Source organism: Mycobacterium basiliense (genome assembly GCF_900292015.1).
In the GTDB taxonomy this organism is placed as follows: domain Bacteria; phylum Actinomycetota; class Actinomycetes; order Mycobacteriales; family Mycobacteriaceae; genus Mycobacterium; species Mycobacterium basiliense.
In genome coordinates this window covers 2,442,273-2,458,141 of the sequence record NZ_LR130759.1, presented here as the reverse complement: position 1 = coordinate 2,458,141, position 15,869 = coordinate 2,442,273, and the positions used below count along the sequence as shown (strand labels likewise).

Annotated in this window: 10 protein-coding genes and 1 riboswitch; of the genes, 5 read left to right on the top strand and 5 right to left on the bottom strand. The window is 63.1% G+C overall.

Annotated features, from left to right (window positions below):
* Positions 1-6 precede the first annotated feature (6 nt).
* From MB901379_RS10520 to MB901379_RS10510, 3 genes are all read left to right on the top strand, one after another.
* Entirely contained in the window at positions 7-1,341 is a 1,335-nt protein-coding gene (locus MB901379_RS10520) for a condensation domain-containing protein (protein WP_232022040.1), read from the top strand.
* A gap of 64 nt (positions 1,342-1,405) precedes the next feature.
* Complete coding sequence (locus tag MB901379_RS10515) at positions 1,406-2,677, top strand: glycosyltransferase (RefSeq protein WP_158016648.1); 1,272 nt, start codon at positions 1,406-1,408, stop codon at positions 2,675-2,677.
* A gap of 152 nt (positions 2,678-2,829) precedes the next feature.
* Positions 2,830-3,564 (top strand): GAP family protein, encoded by a 735-nt coding sequence (locus tag MB901379_RS10510; RefSeq protein ID WP_158016647.1) that lies wholly within the window; start codon positions 2,830-2,832, stop codon positions 3,562-3,564.
* A 98-nt stretch (positions 3,565-3,662) separates the two neighbouring features.
* Here MB901379_RS10510 and MB901379_RS10505 read toward each other — a convergent pair whose 3' ends face one another.
* A complete protein-coding gene (locus tag MB901379_RS10505) occupies positions 3,663-4,412 on the bottom strand; it encodes a glycosyltransferase (protein ID WP_232022039.1) in 750 nt (249 codons plus the stop codon).
* Positions 4,413-4,517: 105 nt separating this feature from the next.
* Between MB901379_RS10505 and MB901379_RS10500 the strand changes: the two genes are divergently transcribed.
* A complete protein-coding gene (locus MB901379_RS10500; RefSeq protein WP_158019085.1) occupies positions 4,518-5,189 on the top strand; it encodes a class I SAM-dependent methyltransferase in 672 nt (223 codons plus the stop codon).
* Positions 5,190-5,215: 26 nt separating this feature from the next.
* Here the strand turns inward: MB901379_RS10500 and MB901379_RS10495 are convergent, their stop codons facing one another.
* The 4 genes from MB901379_RS10495 to MB901379_RS10480 form a co-directional block, all read right to left on the bottom strand.
* Positions 5,216-5,983 carry a glycosyltransferase family protein gene (locus MB901379_RS10495; RefSeq protein ID WP_158016646.1) on the bottom strand — a complete coding sequence of 256 codons (768 nt, stop codon included), beginning with the start codon at positions 5,981-5,983 and terminating at the stop codon, positions 5,216-5,218.
* Positions 5,984-6,211: 228 nt separating this feature from the next.
* On the bottom strand, positions 6,212-6,445 hold the full coding sequence (locus MB901379_RS10490) for an Rv1535 family protein (RefSeq protein WP_158016645.1): 234 nt from the start codon (positions 6,443-6,445) through the stop codon (positions 6,212-6,214).
* A gap of 287 nt (positions 6,446-6,732) precedes the next feature.
* Positions 6,733-6,902, bottom strand: a riboswitch (M-box (ykoK) riboswitch).
* 356 nt (positions 6,903-7,258) lie between these two features.
* Positions 7,259-8,392 (bottom strand): NAD(P)H-dependent flavin oxidoreductase, encoded by a 1,134-nt coding sequence (locus MB901379_RS10485; RefSeq protein ID WP_158016644.1) that lies wholly within the window; start codon positions 8,390-8,392, stop codon positions 7,259-7,261.
* A 305-nt stretch (positions 8,393-8,697) separates the two neighbouring features.
* The gene (locus MB901379_RS10480) at positions 8,698-9,261 is read right to left on the bottom strand and encodes a carboxymuconolactone decarboxylase family protein (protein WP_158016643.1); all 564 of its coding nucleotides are present in this window, start codon (positions 9,259-9,261) and stop codon (positions 8,698-8,700) included.
* Between the two features lie 323 nt (positions 9,262-9,584).
* Between MB901379_RS10480 and pks2 the strand changes: the two genes are divergently transcribed.
* Positions 9,585-15,833, top strand: coding sequence for a sulfolipid-1 biosynthesis phthioceranic/hydroxyphthioceranic acid synthase (pks2, locus tag MB901379_RS10475; protein ID WP_269462780.1), 6,249 nt, complete (start codon positions 9,585-9,587; stop codon positions 15,831-15,833).
* Positions 15,834-15,869: the final 36 nt, after the last annotated feature.

Genomic DNA, 15,869 nt, shown 5'->3' with positions numbered 1-15,869 from the left:
TCGACGATGACGGACGACAGGGTCGCTTATCTAGACCACGCGTCTTTCCTGCGCTTGCGGGCTACCGACCTAGAAACCGTTGGTCAAACTTTGTGGATTTACGACCGCAAGGTGGACATGGACGCCCTGCAACGATTCAACGAGAATCTTGGCTACGGGCTGCTGGGGCGCCGGATCGAGCGTTCTCCGTTGCCATTTGGTCGTCCCCGCTGGGTGGTATGCCATGATGCACCCGACATCGATGTCGCCGTGATGCCACGACCGCGCAGTGAAATTACGGCCTGGCTCAATGAACGGGGAAGGATTCTGGTCGACCCCGAGTATGGACCCGGCTGGCACCTCGGAGTCCTACCCCTGGAGGACGGCGGCACGGCCGTCAGCTTGTTGATTTCGCACACGTTGGTGGATGGCCTGGGCGGTAGCCTCGCGATATATGAGGCAATGAACGACATCACCCGGGACTTCGGGTACCCACCGTCACGATCCCGCAGTCGTATGCGCAGGCTGTTCATCGACCTGTGGGACGCTCTTCGCGAGCTACCAGAAGTCTTCCGGGCGCTTTTCGCCTGCATCATGATCCTGCTCAGACGCGATACCGGAGCTGCGGGCCGACCCGCCACAACGCCGCCGGCGGGTGACGGTGATGAACCGATCACCATTCCATCGATCACACTCTTCTGCGATCTGTCCGCCTGGGATGCCCGCGCACTCGACCTAGGCGGGTCCAGCAATGCGCTGTTGGTCGCAATTGCGACCAGATTGGCTCAACTCATGGGCCGGGTGAGAGCCGCGGATGGCGCGGTCTCGATAGTCATGCCGGTCAGCGAACGCACAGCGGATGACACCCGTGCGAATGCACTCACCGCGATCACCTTCGATCTCGACCCCGACCGCGCAAGGACGGATTTGCAGATCATCCGCAACGAGATCAAGCAGGGTCTGGCCGCTCTCGGAGACACCCCGAACGAGCTGCTCAAACCCCTTCCGCTGGTGCCCTACACACCGAAGTGGCTGGCGCGCAAGATCGAAGGGCTAGCCCTGGGAAATTCGGACTTGCCCGTTGGCTGTTCGAACCTTAGGGACCTCAGTCAGGGATTGACCCGTGTGGACGGTACCGAGGCCGACTGGTCATCCGCACGCTTGTTCACCCGTGGTGCGACCAAGGGACGCTACGAACGGGACAGCGGCGAGCTGTTCTTAGGGTCCGGACGTCTCCACGGAAAAATCTTCATAAGCATATGCGGATATCAACCTGGTGCTGAAAACTCAAACCAGTATCTTCGAGCACTGGCGGAGCAAGCGCTTGCCGACTATTCGCTGACAGCAGAGATAATCCAATAGGTCCGGCCGGCAACCGGATCGACTGGCATCTGCGGGACGAGAAATGAGTGGCAGGGGGCCGCTGATGAAATTCGCACTGGCAATAAACGGCACACGCGGTGATGTCGAGCCATGCGCGGCGCTGGGTCGGGAGTTGTCGCGCCGCGGTCACGAGGCACGTATCGCCGTCCCGCCCAACCTGACCGGCTTGGTCACGTCGGCCGGGCTGGAGGCGGTACCCTACGGCCCAGACACCCAGGAATTGGTCGACGGCGAGGACAGCTACCAGCATGACTTCTGGAAGCCCCAACATTCGATCAAGTTAGTGCGCGAAGGCATGGCGGACCTGCGTCAGGCCTGGTCGGAAATGGCGACGACGCTGATGTCTCTGGCAGACGGCGTTGACCTGGTGTTGACGGGCATGATCCACCAGGGCATCGCCGCCAACGTCGCGGAGCGCTACGACATTCCGCTGGCGGCGATGCACTACCTGCCGTCGCGGGTCAACGGCCAGGTCATTCCGATCTTGCCGGCGCGGATGAATCATGCGCTGATTTCGGCACTCTGGTGGGTCCATTGGCGCGTGACAAAGAATCCCGAAGAAATGCAGCGACGGGAGCTAGGTTTGCCGAAGGCGACCGCATCCTCCACGTCACGAATCCTGGCCGGCCGGGCACTGGAGATCCAAGCCTACGACGAGCTTTGCTTTCCCGGGCTTGCGGCCGAATGGGAAAAGTGGGCTGATCGACGACCGTTTGTGGGAGCGCTGACCCTGGAATTGCCGACGGCATCCGACGACGAGGTGTTGTCGTGGATTGCCGCTGGAACTCCGCCGATCTACTTCGGCTTCGGTAGCATGCCGGTTGATTCACCTGCCGACACAGTCGCGATGATCAGCGCCGCCTGCGCAGCATTGGGTGAACGGGCTCTGATTTGCACCGGCGCCAACGACATCGACGAATCGGAAACCCCCGACCACGTGAAGTTGGTCCCCGGCGTGTCGCACGCCGCGGTGTTTCCTGCCTGCCGCGCCGTGGTGCACCACGGTGGCGCCGGAACCACCGCAGCAGGCATGAGGGCCGGTATCCCCACCCTGATTCTGTGGATCTGGATCGAACAACCTATCTGGTTAGCCCAGATCAAACGGCTAAAAGTTGGTGCGGGGCGCCGGCTAGCGGCCACCACCAAGGAAACGTTGATCAGCGATCTTCGCTCGATTTTGGCACCCGAGTACGTCACCCGAGCCCGTGAGGTTGCAAATCGGATGACCAAACCTGGCGAAAGCGCCACGCGGGCAGCCGACCTCCTGGAAAATGAGGTCAGCCGGAACTACCCGAGCCGTCAGTTGCGCAAATGACGGCTGCTGGCTCCACCACCCACCTCGACAAGGAAGACATGGCTAGCTTGGAACGTCGGTTCAACGACAGAGCCCACAGCGCTGCCGTGCGCGTCCTGTCCGTCGATCAATTGTCGGTTAGCTGAGCGACGGGGAGCGGGAGGAGGGGGAAGATGTGGACCACAGTGCTCATACTCGCGGTGATGACGGCAACTGAGCCGGTACGCCTCGGGGTCGCCATCTTCCTCGTCACCAAGCCACGACCGATGGTGAACCTGCTCGCTTTCTGGTTCGGCGGTATGGCAACGGGTGTGGCCGTCGCCCTAGGGGTCCTGTTGCTGCTCCGCGACTTCGCGAATGCGCTGGTCGACAGTGTGACGTCCTTGGCGGCAACCTCCGTGGTCGGGCACATTCAGGTCGCCGTTGGTGTGGTCGCATTGCTGATCGCCGCGCTAGTAGCGACGGGCTTCTCGGTGCGGTCACCCGCGTTGGTAACCTCGGGCGGCGGTGACGCATCGATGCTGCTGGTAGAGGAAAAGCCGACCCGATTCGCACGCCTGATGACCAGTGCCCAGGGTGCGCTGGAGAGCGGTTTTCCCTGGGTTGCGTTTGTGGCTGGCCTAAGCTCAGCGGGGCCGCCGCCGGTGGAGTACTTGGTGGCGCTCACCGCCATCGGCGCCTCGGGGGCGGCGATCGGCACGCAGGTCAGCGCCACTGTCGCATATCTGCTCGTGATGCTCGCGATCATCGAAATCCCGCTCGTGAGCAACCTGGTCAACCCCGCCAAAACGGAGGCGACCATGTTGGCGCTGCGTGACTGGTTACGCACCCACCGGCGGAAGATCATCTCGGTAGCCGTGGCGGTGGCGGGGATCGCGCTGGTGGCAAACGGCATGGGCAGCATCTGAACGCGACTGCGCGACGGCCCGCTGCCGGATTCCAGACTTAATCCGGCTGGCTGCATATCTGCAGACACTCACTTCAACGGCTATCGGACGTTCAGCGTCTATCGGACGACCTTGTAGCCGCGACGCTTTTGCAGCCGCCGTGGCAATATTTCGAACGATGCCCACTGGAAGTAAAGCCGCCAGTATCCGACACTGTCGAACCGACGCGTCGACGTGTAGACCGTGGGCGTTGGCACGTAGAAAAATTTTCCCAATTTTCGGGCCTGCTTTATCAGCAGTAAGTCTTCACCCATAATCAGATGTTCATCGAACCTGAGTGTGGGAAAGAGCGAACGCTTTGCAATCTGGATGGCGTACGAGCCGCCCAACCGGTGCAGCAGGTCGTAGCAGGCGAACCAGGTGCGCGCGTGCCAGCCGCCACCGAGAGGCAAGACCTTGGTGGTACCCACGGCGAGCGGTTTGCGCGACGCTCGCAGCTTGGCATCGAGATCGCGGAGAAAGCCCGGTTTGAGAATTGTATCCGCGTCCAGGAACACCACCCAGTCGCTAAGCGGCGAAAGCTGATCGATACCAAAGTTTTTGGCCGCCGACACTCCGGCCCTATCGTTCTTGAAGACGCGGATGTTGGGGCCTTCGAATTGTTTTGCGTGATCATAGGTGCGGTCCGAGGAGCCGTTCTCAACCACAATGACCTCAAACGATTCCACGGGATATGAAAGGTTTGCGGCGTGTTCCAGCGTTGCGCCGATATATTTCTCTTCATTGTGCGCCGGAATGATGATGGAAAAATGCAGCTCCCGAGAGCCACCCATATCGGTACTACCCCCGGTTGAGACGTCACTCAACACGACACGATCGTAACAGGATCTGCCTGCTCGAACTCCGACAACGGCCGGCCCTGCCGCCATCCGCGGGCTATGCTCGGTGCGGTTCGCTTAACAGGACGGACAACCATGCGCATCGCAAGAGAATCGAAAAGCGTCACAGCATATTACCGCCCAACACGGCCGGAGGTGTTGCGGCTTGTACCGACCACTGCGGGACGGGTACTCGACCTAGGCTGCGGGGACGGCGCGTTCGGCGCGACGCTCAAAGACCACACCGGCGGCGAGGTCTGGGGTATTGACTCGGACCCCCAAGCGGCCCAACATGCAAACAGCATCATCGATCACGTGCTCGTCGGCGCCGTTCACGAGCGGATTGCCGAGTTACCCGACAGCCATTTCGACGCAATCGTTTGCACCGACACCCTGGAGCGTCTGGTCGAGCCGGGCGCGGCGCTACGGCAGCTTCGGTGCAAGCTCAAGCCACATGGCGTCGTCGTCGCCGCCGTGCCCAACATTCGCTTTCTACCCGCGATGGGACAGGTACTTATCCGAAAAGATTTCCCGCAGGAGGACTTTGGCACCTTCGACCGAACTCACCTGCGTTATTTTACGCGCCGGAGCACGGTACGAATGTTCAAGACGGCGGGCTACACCGTGCAACGCATCCAGGGGATCAATGCTTGGCACGGGGCCCTGGGTGTTTTACTCGCCGTGCTGACGCTGGGCTACTTCGCCGATGGCTTATACCTGCAATACGCGTGCGTCGCATCACCGTCGGGCCCGCACCAAGCCCCCTAACTGTTTCATGGTGGCCGGTGCCGGCATCACTCCACTAGCTGATGTGTGGTGTAGGCGATCGGGTTTCGCGACACCGCTTGCGGCAGGGTCCCCGGCGGAAATCGCTTACGCCACTTACGGCCATGCAATCGGCGCATCGACCGCTCCATCGCCGTGTTGGCACCGAGTAGATACCGCCATCTGCCGAAATGCACGTTGGCCGTCCCGCGACCGAAATGGTTAATGTAGGCCATCTCGGTTGTGTACAAACCAAACCCAGCGTTGCCGGCACGCAATGCAAGGTCGAGATCTACGCCCCAGCCGTAGCGGCCGAAGGTACGCAAATCCATTCCGCCGATAGCCTGCCAGCATTCGCGGGACAGCATCAGCGCCGTTCCCTCCACCGCACTCACCGCCCGATATTGGGGCCGGGGAATGTAGTCCGCGGCATCTGGTTTCTGCTCGTCCTCGGCGCAAGGGAACCCGTGATCGAGCAACGGACCAACGATTCCGGCATCGGTGGGCAGACGCGGATCAAGCAGGCCGGCGACAAATCCCTTCGATATGCGAGTGTCGTTGTTGAGCGTCATCGCATGGGAGTACCCCTCCGAAAAGGCAATTCGGAATCCAAGGTCGCTCCCACCCGCCCAGCCGAGGTTTTCGCCGAATGTAATGACACGTTCGTTGCTGATCTTGGGATAATCGCCCCGATTGTCGACGATTAGATATTCTGCGCCTTCGCGCTCCAAGTCGCCGACGAGAGCATGGGTGTACTCATGCTGCCCAAATACCGGGACAGTAATCAGTACGGACATGGGGCGACCGTACACTGGCCAGGTCACGCCCGGGGCAATTCTGGGCGAGATGCCGGCATCAAAACCGTCCCGACGGGCGCGAATGCCCACGATTCCAGGTAGACATGGCTCCAAGGGGTTGGCAAGCCGCAGCGGCACAGACAACTACGTCTGCGGCCAGTCAACCCCTTGAAGCCATGCGCCAGCCACCCCGGCGCTTGCGGGGTTGGATCGCTCACTGTCCATGACTCATGCCTGAACCTCGAGCAACCCCACCCGCCACAGTGCGGCATAGACGTGGCGCACGGGAATGCTCAGCAACCTGGCCGCGCCGTCGACCAGCGGGTCGCCCGCAACGAACTCGGGGCGGTTGGTCGGGTTCTTCTTGGGCGCCGGGGACTGAGCCGGGGTTCCATCGCGCACCACCGTCAGCTTGGGCGCGGGTGCAGCGGTTACCACTTCGTCGAACACAGCTACGGTCATGATGGTCTCCTGGACGAACTCGATACGAATTGTGTTTGGGCTGGCTTGTTCCACCCCGTACCGGTTGCGATCCAGGAGCGCTCGGCCACAGGGCCGTGCGCGTAACGACGATTCAGCCGAGAACGTCGCGCCGGATGCCGGATCGGGACGAAACATAGCCGGGATATCGACCCGGACTATCACTCGAACTCATGCGTCCCTCACCTCCTCACGGTCACGGCACGTGCGAGTTTTCGCACGCTCTAGGCGCCACAAAGGAGTACAGAAATACCGACGACTGCCGGAAATCCGCACCCCTCTCGTCAGAGCTTTGGCACTACACGACGTGTCCGATATTCCGGAAGCCACCTGGGCTCAACCCTTAAGCCGGGAGGAGCTGTCCTGACCCGGGGCGTCTTTCGACGTTCGGGGTCAGTGGCCTATGTTCGTGTAGCCGCCTCACCTAACGAGGTGCTTACCCGACTGATCATGCACGAGCCAATCCATTCGGTCAACTCACCCACGCCGTGTGTCCAAACCTTTACGGACTCACGATGGGCGTTGCCAGCTATCAACCAGTTTAAGGCCGTTGACCTGGATTTTTAGCTCGAAAACGGGGCCCCCCGGACCCCGCCGATGCTCCGGCTAGGCGCAGTCCCCGCCGGTGCACTTCAGCACAACAACCCGATCGTCTAGGCGGCACCGCCGCCATTGCTACGAGCTTGACCAGCGACTACGACGTTCCCTGCGCCGCCTTCGGGATCTCGCCGCGCGCACCGCCGTGACTTTGCGTCATCGCGGTCCGCCCCCACGCCGCTGGGTACCCGGTGTGTGTCATCTCTCGATCAACTGCTCAAGCCGCCCGACCGTATTGATGAACTCCTCAACCATGTCGAGCACCACCGAGCGCGTCGGCCGCACCCGGTCGAGCGAGCCGACGACCTGGCCAACGAAGTAAGTCGCCAACTCGCGGGCCTGGGTGCCCGGTTGGCCAGCGGCCTGGTTTATCCGCACCTGCGAGTCGGCGACCAGCGCACTTTGCAGCGGCATGCCGAGTGGGTCGGGAGTATCCGGCCGGTCCCATTCGTCGGTCCAGGCTGTCCGCAGCATCCGCGCGGGCTTACCAGTCATCGACCGCGACCGCACCGTATCCGACGACGTGGCGGTGAGGAATTTTTCTTTGACTACCGGAGTCGTTTCGGCTTCCTCGGTGGTCAACCACACCGATCCACACCACACTCCCTCGGCGCCCAGTGCCAGCGACGCCGCGATTTGGCGGCCTCGCGCGATCCCGCCCGCTGCCAACACTGGAGTCGGCGCCACCGCGTCTACCACCTCTGGCACCAAGACCATGGTGGCCACCTCGCCGGTGTGGCCGCCCGCTTCGGTTCCCTGCGCCACGATCAGGTCGACACCGGCGGCCGCGTGTCGTTGTGCGTGGTGGGTGGTGCCAGCCAGGGCGGCTACCAACACATCGTTGCTATGGGCACGCTCGACGAGGTCCTGGGGTGGCGGTCCGAGCGCGCTTGCGATCAGCCGGATCTTGTGGGCGAAGGCCACCTCCAGTAGCGGCTCATAGCCGCTGCGCGAGATGTTGAGTCCACCTCCAGACCTTGCGACCGTCGCCTGCTGATCGGCCGGCCTTTCGATTCCGTATCGCACCAACAACTCGTCGACAAACGTGCGATGCTCCTCAGGCAATAGCTCCGATACCTGCCGGGGGTCGATCCCGCCCTGCTCGGAGCCGACATATCTGGGCGGTAACAGCAGGTCGACACCGTACGGTTTGCCTCCCGCCTGCTCCTCGATCCAAGTCAGCTCACGTTCCAGCCGCGTGGGGCTATGCGCTACGGCGCCAAGGACCCCGAACCCGCCGGCGTTGGTCACCGCGGCGACCACATCGCGACAGTGGCTGAAGGCGCAGATGGGGAACTCAACGCCGAGCATTTCGGCGACTCTGGTTTGCATTCCGCTGACGCTATGAGCACCTGGTTGGCGTGTCAATCAAAACGAACGTCGGCCGTCGATCCCCTGGTAATAGCGCGAACCACCCGTCAGCAGCCGAAATAATGGCGAGCACATCGCTTTTCATGTGTGGGCGCATTGGCGTTGGACGCCGCCAGCCAGATTTTTTGGAAGGCCGGGCGCCCACCGGTTCAACGCGGGCCGCGCGCCTCGGACGGCTCGCTGGGCGCGACGCCGGCCGCGTCACGCTCACTCGAATAGCCTGCCCGGCAAAGCATCCAAGACAGCGCCCGGCGCGCTGGCCGCAGCTAGGGTGAGCGGCCGTCCGGCGGCCAGCTGGGTAACCCGTCTTCCAACGGGACCCTAAGACTGTGCAAGATGGTTGCGACCATCCGCCATGAGCTAATGGCGGTAACTAACTCTATGAGAACTGTTGAGTCACCTTGCAATTCGCGTTCGCACGCAGTCCAGCTCTCAGTGCTCACGGCACCGTTTCGCACGACGTCGTCGGTGGCCGATAGCACGGCGCGCTCGACTGACCCAAAATCGTTGTAGCTTTGCCAATCCCGAACGCCCAGCAGGTCTTCAGCTGACACACCGAGCCCGGTAGCAACGCGCCAATGTTGAGTCCACTCGTAGTCACACCCGGTGAGCCAGCCGATCCGCATGATCACCAGCTCGCGCAGCCGCGGGTCGAGCGCGCCGTGCCACAGCATGGTGGCAAGCATGTCGTTGAAGGTGCGCGCCAAATGCGGATGGTTCAGCAATACCTGAAAGATATTGAGCTCGGCCATGTAGTCGGGCACGCCCGCTTGATCAGCGGCGGCCTTGGCATCGGCGAGCGGCAGTCGCGGCACGCGAGACTTAGTCATGGTATGTGCACTCCGTTGTACTGGCTTACAGCACATTATGAATTATTGACTCGCAAGTCAATGCAGACTTGTTGTGGCACAGCGCAAAACGATCGCAACCTGGCGACGGGGCCGCGTTGCACCAATTCAGCCACTGGGCGACCCATCACCCCGCGACACGTTCTCTAGGCACCAGCCAACCTACCGCATGTATGCCACGCAACCGGCTAGGCTTGCCGTGCTGTTCACGCAGTGTGCAGTTAGCCCGCGACGCCCTTGTTCACCTTGATAGACATGGAGATCGGCTGGAATCGTGCGGACCGCCGTGTTCGGGTGCCCTGCCCGTGGATGAGGCACACGCCACCCCGATTGCCGTGATCGGCATGGCGTGTCGGCTGCCCCAGGGCATCGACTCGCCGGAAGACTTCTGGAATGCGTTGCTGCGCGGCGACAACCTGATCACCGAAATTCCGACCGACCGCTGGGACGCCGACGCGTACTACGACCCGGAGCCCGGTACGCCGGATCGATCGGTGTCCCGCTGGGGCGGATTCCTGGACGATATGGCGGGCTTCGATCCCGAGTTCTTCGGCATCAGCGAACGCGAAGCAACCGCAATCGATCCGCAACACCGTTTGCTGCTGCAGACTTCATGGGAAGCCGCAGAGCATGCCGGATTGGCGCCGACGGCCTTGAGCGGTTCACCAACCGGGGTGTTCGTGGGAATGTGCCATGACGACTACACTCACGTCACCGATGAAGCGGGCGCGTTAAGCGACGCCTACGGATTCACCGGAACGGCATTGAGCATGGCCTCTGGGCGAGTGTCGTACGCGATGGGACTGCGCGGCCCAGCCTTGACCGTCGACACCGCCTGCTCGTCGAGTTTGCTCGCCGTGCATCTGGCCTGCCGTAGTTTGCATGCGGGTGAGAGCGATCTCGCTTTGGCAGGTGGCTGCATGATCATGCTGGAACCACAACTATCCAGCTCGGCCTCGGCACAGGGCATGCTCTCCCCTACCGGGCGCTGCCGGACGTTCGATGTCGACGCCGACGGGTTCGTCCGCTCCGAGGGTTGCGCGATGCTCATGCTCAAGAGGCTGCCCGACGCGCTGCGCAGTGGTGACCGCATTCTGGCGGTGCTGCGTGGTACCGCAACCAATCAAGACGGTCGCACCGACAACGTGACAACGCCGTCGTTGGACGCACAGGTCATGGTCTATCGAGCGGCGTTGGCGGCAGCGGGGGTTGACGCCGACAGCGTCGGTTTGATCGAAGCGCACGGCACGGGTACGCCGGTCGGTGATCCGATCGAATTCAGCAGCTTGGCGCAGGTGTACGGGGCCAACGGGAATCGATGCGCTGTCGGGTCGGCCAAGAGCAATCTGGGGCACACCGAAGCCGCCGCCGGAGTGGTAGGGATCATCAAGGCGATCCTCTCGCTTCAACACGGCCTGGTGCCGCCGATGGTGCACCACACTCGGCTGCCCGAGGAGCTCGCGCGGATCGACTGCGCATTGTTTGTGCCGCAAGAAATTACGCCCTGGCCACGGGAAGGCGACGCCACGCCACGGCGTGCGGCGGTGTCATCGTATGGAATGTCAGGCACCAACGTGCACGCCATTCTCGAGCAGGCCCCCGAACCCCACCACAACGACACCGCCACATCGAGCAACCCGCTGTTGTTCCCACTGTCCGCCAGCTCGACCGAGGCGCTGCGCCGCACCGCGCACCGGTTGGCCGACTGGGTTACCGATCGCGAGGTGTCGCTTCCGGATCTGGCGTATACCCTTACGCGCCGACGGGGGCACCGACGGGTGCGCACCGCCATCATCGCCACCGACCGGGCTGGGCTGGCCGATGGTCTGCGCATGGCCGCCACCGGCGACGCCCCCGGCCAAGCCGCGGTCGGCCATGACGACCTGGGGCCCGTGTGGGTGTTTTCCGGCCAGGGTTCGCAATGGGCGACGATGGGCGCGGACCTACTGGCAAACGAGCCGGTGTTCGCCGCGACCATCGCGGCGCTGGAGCCGCTGATCGCCGCCGAATCCGGCTTTTCGGTGACCGCAGCCATGACCGCGCAAGAGACTCCAAGCGGGATTGACCGGGTGCAACCAACCCTGTTCGCGATGCACGTCGCGTTGGCCGAAACGATGAAGTCGTATGGCGTGCGCCCCGGCGCGGTCATTGGCCATTCCTTGGGCGAGGTGGCAGCCGCCGTGGTAGCAGGCGCGCTTTCGCGGGAGGACGGGGTACGTGTCATTTGTCGCCGCTCCCGGCTGTGCACCCGTATCGCGGGCATCGGAGCGATGGCGTCGGTGGAGCTGCCGGCGGCCCGGGTGCGCGAGGACCTCGTTCGCCGCGGAGTCAAAGACGCCGTGGTGGCGGTGGTGGCCTCGCCACAATCCACGGTGATCGGTGGGGCGACCCAAACCGTTCGCGACCTGGTCGCGGCCTGGGAAGAGCGTGACGTGCTGGCTCGTGAGGTAGCCGTCGATGTGGCATCGCATACACCGCAGGTCGAGCCGATTCTCGATGAGTTGTCCGAATCGCTGACCGATCTTCGTCCGACGATCGCGAAGGTCCCCTACTACTCGGCGACCTCCTTCGACCCACGCGAGCGGCCGCGTTGTGACGCCAAATACTGGGTCGACAACCTGCGTCACGCGGTGCGGTTCTCCGCAGCGGTGCGGGCGGCACTCGATGACGGGTACCGGGTGTTCGCCGAACTGTCACCACATCCACTGCTGACTCGAGCCGTCGAGCAGACCGCCACCAGCATCGACATGCCGGTCGCGGCGGTGCCCGCGATGCGACGCAACCAACCACTGCCATGGGGGCTACGTGCACTGGTAGCCGACCTACACAGTGCCGGCGCCGCAGTCGACTTCTCAACGCTGTATCCGGTGGGACGGCTGGTCGACGCACCTCTGCCCATATGGACCAACCGCCGCCTACTGCTGTCCGCGGTCAATGCCAAACACCATGCTCATTGCAATACCGTTGTGGTGCATCCGCTGTTGGGTTCGCACGTCGATCTTTTGGAGGAGCCCGAACGGCACGCCTGGCAGGCCGAGATCGGTGTCGCGGCATCGCCCTGGTTGGCCGATCATCGGGTGAACGATGTGGCGGCACTTCCGGGGGCCGCCTACTGCGAAATGGCGCTCGCCGCGGCCAGCACGGTACTTGGCGATGAGTGCGAGGTTCGCGACGTCCGCTTCGAGCACATGCTGCTGCTCGATGACGAAACCCCAGTGGGAGCAGTCGCTTCGGTGCAAGCGCCTGGAGTTGCCACCTTTGTCGTAGACACATCTCAAAATGGCGAGAAGGTGCGGCGAGCCAGCGCGTCACTGCATGCGATACGCCACGATACGGCACCCACCGCCTATGACGTCGAGGACTTACTGAGCGCTCATACTCATCGCCTGGCTGGGAACGAACTTCGAGAGTGGTTCGGCGAGCATGGAATTCACTACGGCCCAGCATTCACGGGTCTTGCCGCTGCCCATACCGGCGTAGGAGCAACGGATACGGTGCTGGCGGAGCTGAGCTTGCCGGGTTCGGTTCGCACGCAACAGGCCAGTTACTTCGTCCACCCCGCGTTGTTGGACAGCTGCTTTCAGTCCGTTGCGGCACATCCCGTGGTACAGCAAATGGGTACCGGCGGGCTGCTGTTGCCGCTGAGCGTGCGTCAGCTACGGCTCCACGCTGTTAGCCGCAGCGCCCGCTACTGCTACACACGGGTGACCGCCTGCGGCCACGAGGCCGAAGCCGACATCGACGTCATGGACCAACACGGCACGGTAATACTCGAACTGCGCGGACTGCTGATGGGCACGGGGCTTTCCGAGACTGCCGACCAGGATCGTTTGGTGGACCACCGCCTACTGAACGTGGAATGGCAACGGCGCGAGCCGCCCGAGCCAAAACCCGCAATCACTGGAACCTGGCTGCTGGTAAGGATTTCCGATACCCCTGACCCGCTCGCCACGCAGTTGTTCGGTGCATTGAAGTCGCAAGGCGCGGATTGGACGACGACATGCTGGCCTCAGCGGGCTGACCACGTAGCGCACGCAAAGCTACTAGGTGATCAGTTGCGTGACAACCAGTTCACCGGTGTGGTCGTGGTGACCGGGCCCACGCGTCACAACCCGGTGGGTGTCGAGTGTGTGCGGCATTTGGTGCGTGTTGTTCGTGAGTTGCCTGAGGTGACGGGTGAGGCGCCGCGGTTGTTTGTATTGACTCGGGGTGCGCAGACGGTGCTTGGGGGTGAGAGCGCTAATTTGGAGCAGGCCGGGGTGCGGGGGTTGTTGCGGGTGATTGGTGCCGAGCATCCGCATTTGCATACCACTCATATTGATGTTGATGAGCACACCGGTGTTGAGCAGGTGGCGCGTCAGTTGTTGTCGGGTTCAGAAGAAGACGAGACGGCCTGGCGTCATGGTCAGTGGTATACCGCACGGTTATCGCCGATGCCGTTGCGTCCTGAAGAACGCAAGACCACGGTGGTCGATCATGGCTGCGAGGGGATGCGGTTACAGATCCGCACCCCCGGTGATCTACAGACGATGGAATTTGTGGCCTTTGACCGTCCCGCTCCGGGCCCGGGTCAGATCGAAGTCGCCGTGAGTGCCTCGAGCATCAACTTCGCCGATGTGTTGGTCACCTTCGGGCGCTACAACTCCCCCGATGGGCAGATGCCGCAGCTGGGCACCGATTTCGCCGGGGTCATCACCGCGGTGGGCCCCGATGTCCGCGACCACCGCGTCGGTGACCGGGTCGGCGGGATGTCGCCGCACGGCTGCTGGGCCACATTTGTGACCTGTGATGCCAGACTGGCCACCCCGATCCCGGCCGGCCTTAGCGATGCGCAAGCGGCCGCGGTGACCACCGCACACGCCACCGCCTGGTACGGCCTGCACGACCTAGGCCGCATCCGCGCCGGCGATAAAGTCCTCATCCACTCCGGAACCGGCGGGGTCGGCCAGGCCGCGATCGCGATCGCGCGCGCGGCCGGAGCCGACATCTATGCCACCGCGGGCAGCCCCCAACGCCGCCAACTGCTCCACGACATGGGCATCGAACACGTCTATGACTCCCGCAGCATCGACTTCGCCGAGGCCATCCGCGCCGACACCGACGGCTACGGGGTAGACATCGTGCTCAACTCCCTAACCGGTGCGGCCCAACGCGCCGGACTGGAATTGCTGGCCTGGGGCGGACGGTTCATCGAAATCGGCAAACGCGACATCTACGGCGACACCAAAATGGGCCTGTTCCCGTTCCGGCGCAACCTGTCCTTCTACGGTGTGGACCTCGGGATGATGTCGATCACCCATCCCCACCTGATCCGCCAACTATTGACCACCGTCTACCAACACACCGCCGACGCGCTACTCCCCATGCCCCACACCACCCACTACCCCCTAGCCGATGCCGCCACCGCCGTACGCGTAATGGGCGCCGCCGACCACACCGGCAAACTACTGCTCGACATCCCCCGCACCGGAAGCAGCGCAGTGGTCCTGCCCCCCGACCAGGTCCCAGTGTTTCGCACCGACGGCTCCTACCTGATCACCGGCGGCCTCGGCGGACTAGGACTTTTCCTAGCCGAAAAAATGGCTACCGCCGGCGCCGGACGCATCGTCTTAAGCTCCCGATCAGCCCCCAGCCAAAAAGCCCTCGAAACCATCGAACTGATCCGCTCCATCGGCTCCGATGTCGTGGTCGAATGCGGCGACATCGCCCACCCCGCCACCGCAGCACGACTAGTCGCCAACGCCACCGCCACCGGACTCCCCCTGCGCGGGGTCCTCCACGCCGCCGCCGTAGTCGAAGACGCCACCCTCACCAACATCACCGACGAACTCCTCGACCGCGACTGGGCCCCCAAGGTCTACGGTGCCTGGCACCTCCACCACGCCACCACCGACCAACCCCTGGACTGGTTCTGCTCCTTCTCCTCAGCAGCAGCCCTCCTCGGCTCCCCCGGCCAAGGCGCCTACGCCGCGGCCAACAGCTGGCTCGACGCCTTCACCCACTGGCGGCACTCCCAAAACCTGCCCGCCACCGCCATCGCCTGGGGCCCCTGGGCCGAAATCGGACGCGCCATCGCCCTCGCCGAAAGCAGCGACGCCGCCATCGCCCCCGACGAAGGCGCCCACGCATTCCAAACCCTGCTCCGCCACAACCGCACCTACACCGGCTATCTCCCTGTCGTGGGCTCACCATGGTTGACAACGCTGGCGCAACGGAGTCGGTTCGCCGAGGCCTTCCGATGCGACAGCCTCATGCGATCCGATCGCAGCGGATTGCGTACCGAACTCATTCAGCTACCACTGGACGAGTGGCCGGCCAGACTCAGGCGGTTGATTTCCGAACAGGTCAGCCTGATCCTGCGCCGCAACGTCGATCCCGACCGCCCACTTACCGACTACGGGCTGGATTCACTGGGCAACCTGGAACTGCGCACCCGCATCGAGACCGAGACCGGGGTGCGGATCGGCTCTACCGACATCACCACGGTGCGGGGCATGGCCGACCACCTATGCAAAAAACTCATACCCGCAGAAGACGCCCCGGCCGCAATATGAGGTTTTGCAGTCTGGGTGAAATATCCTCGGAGCTAC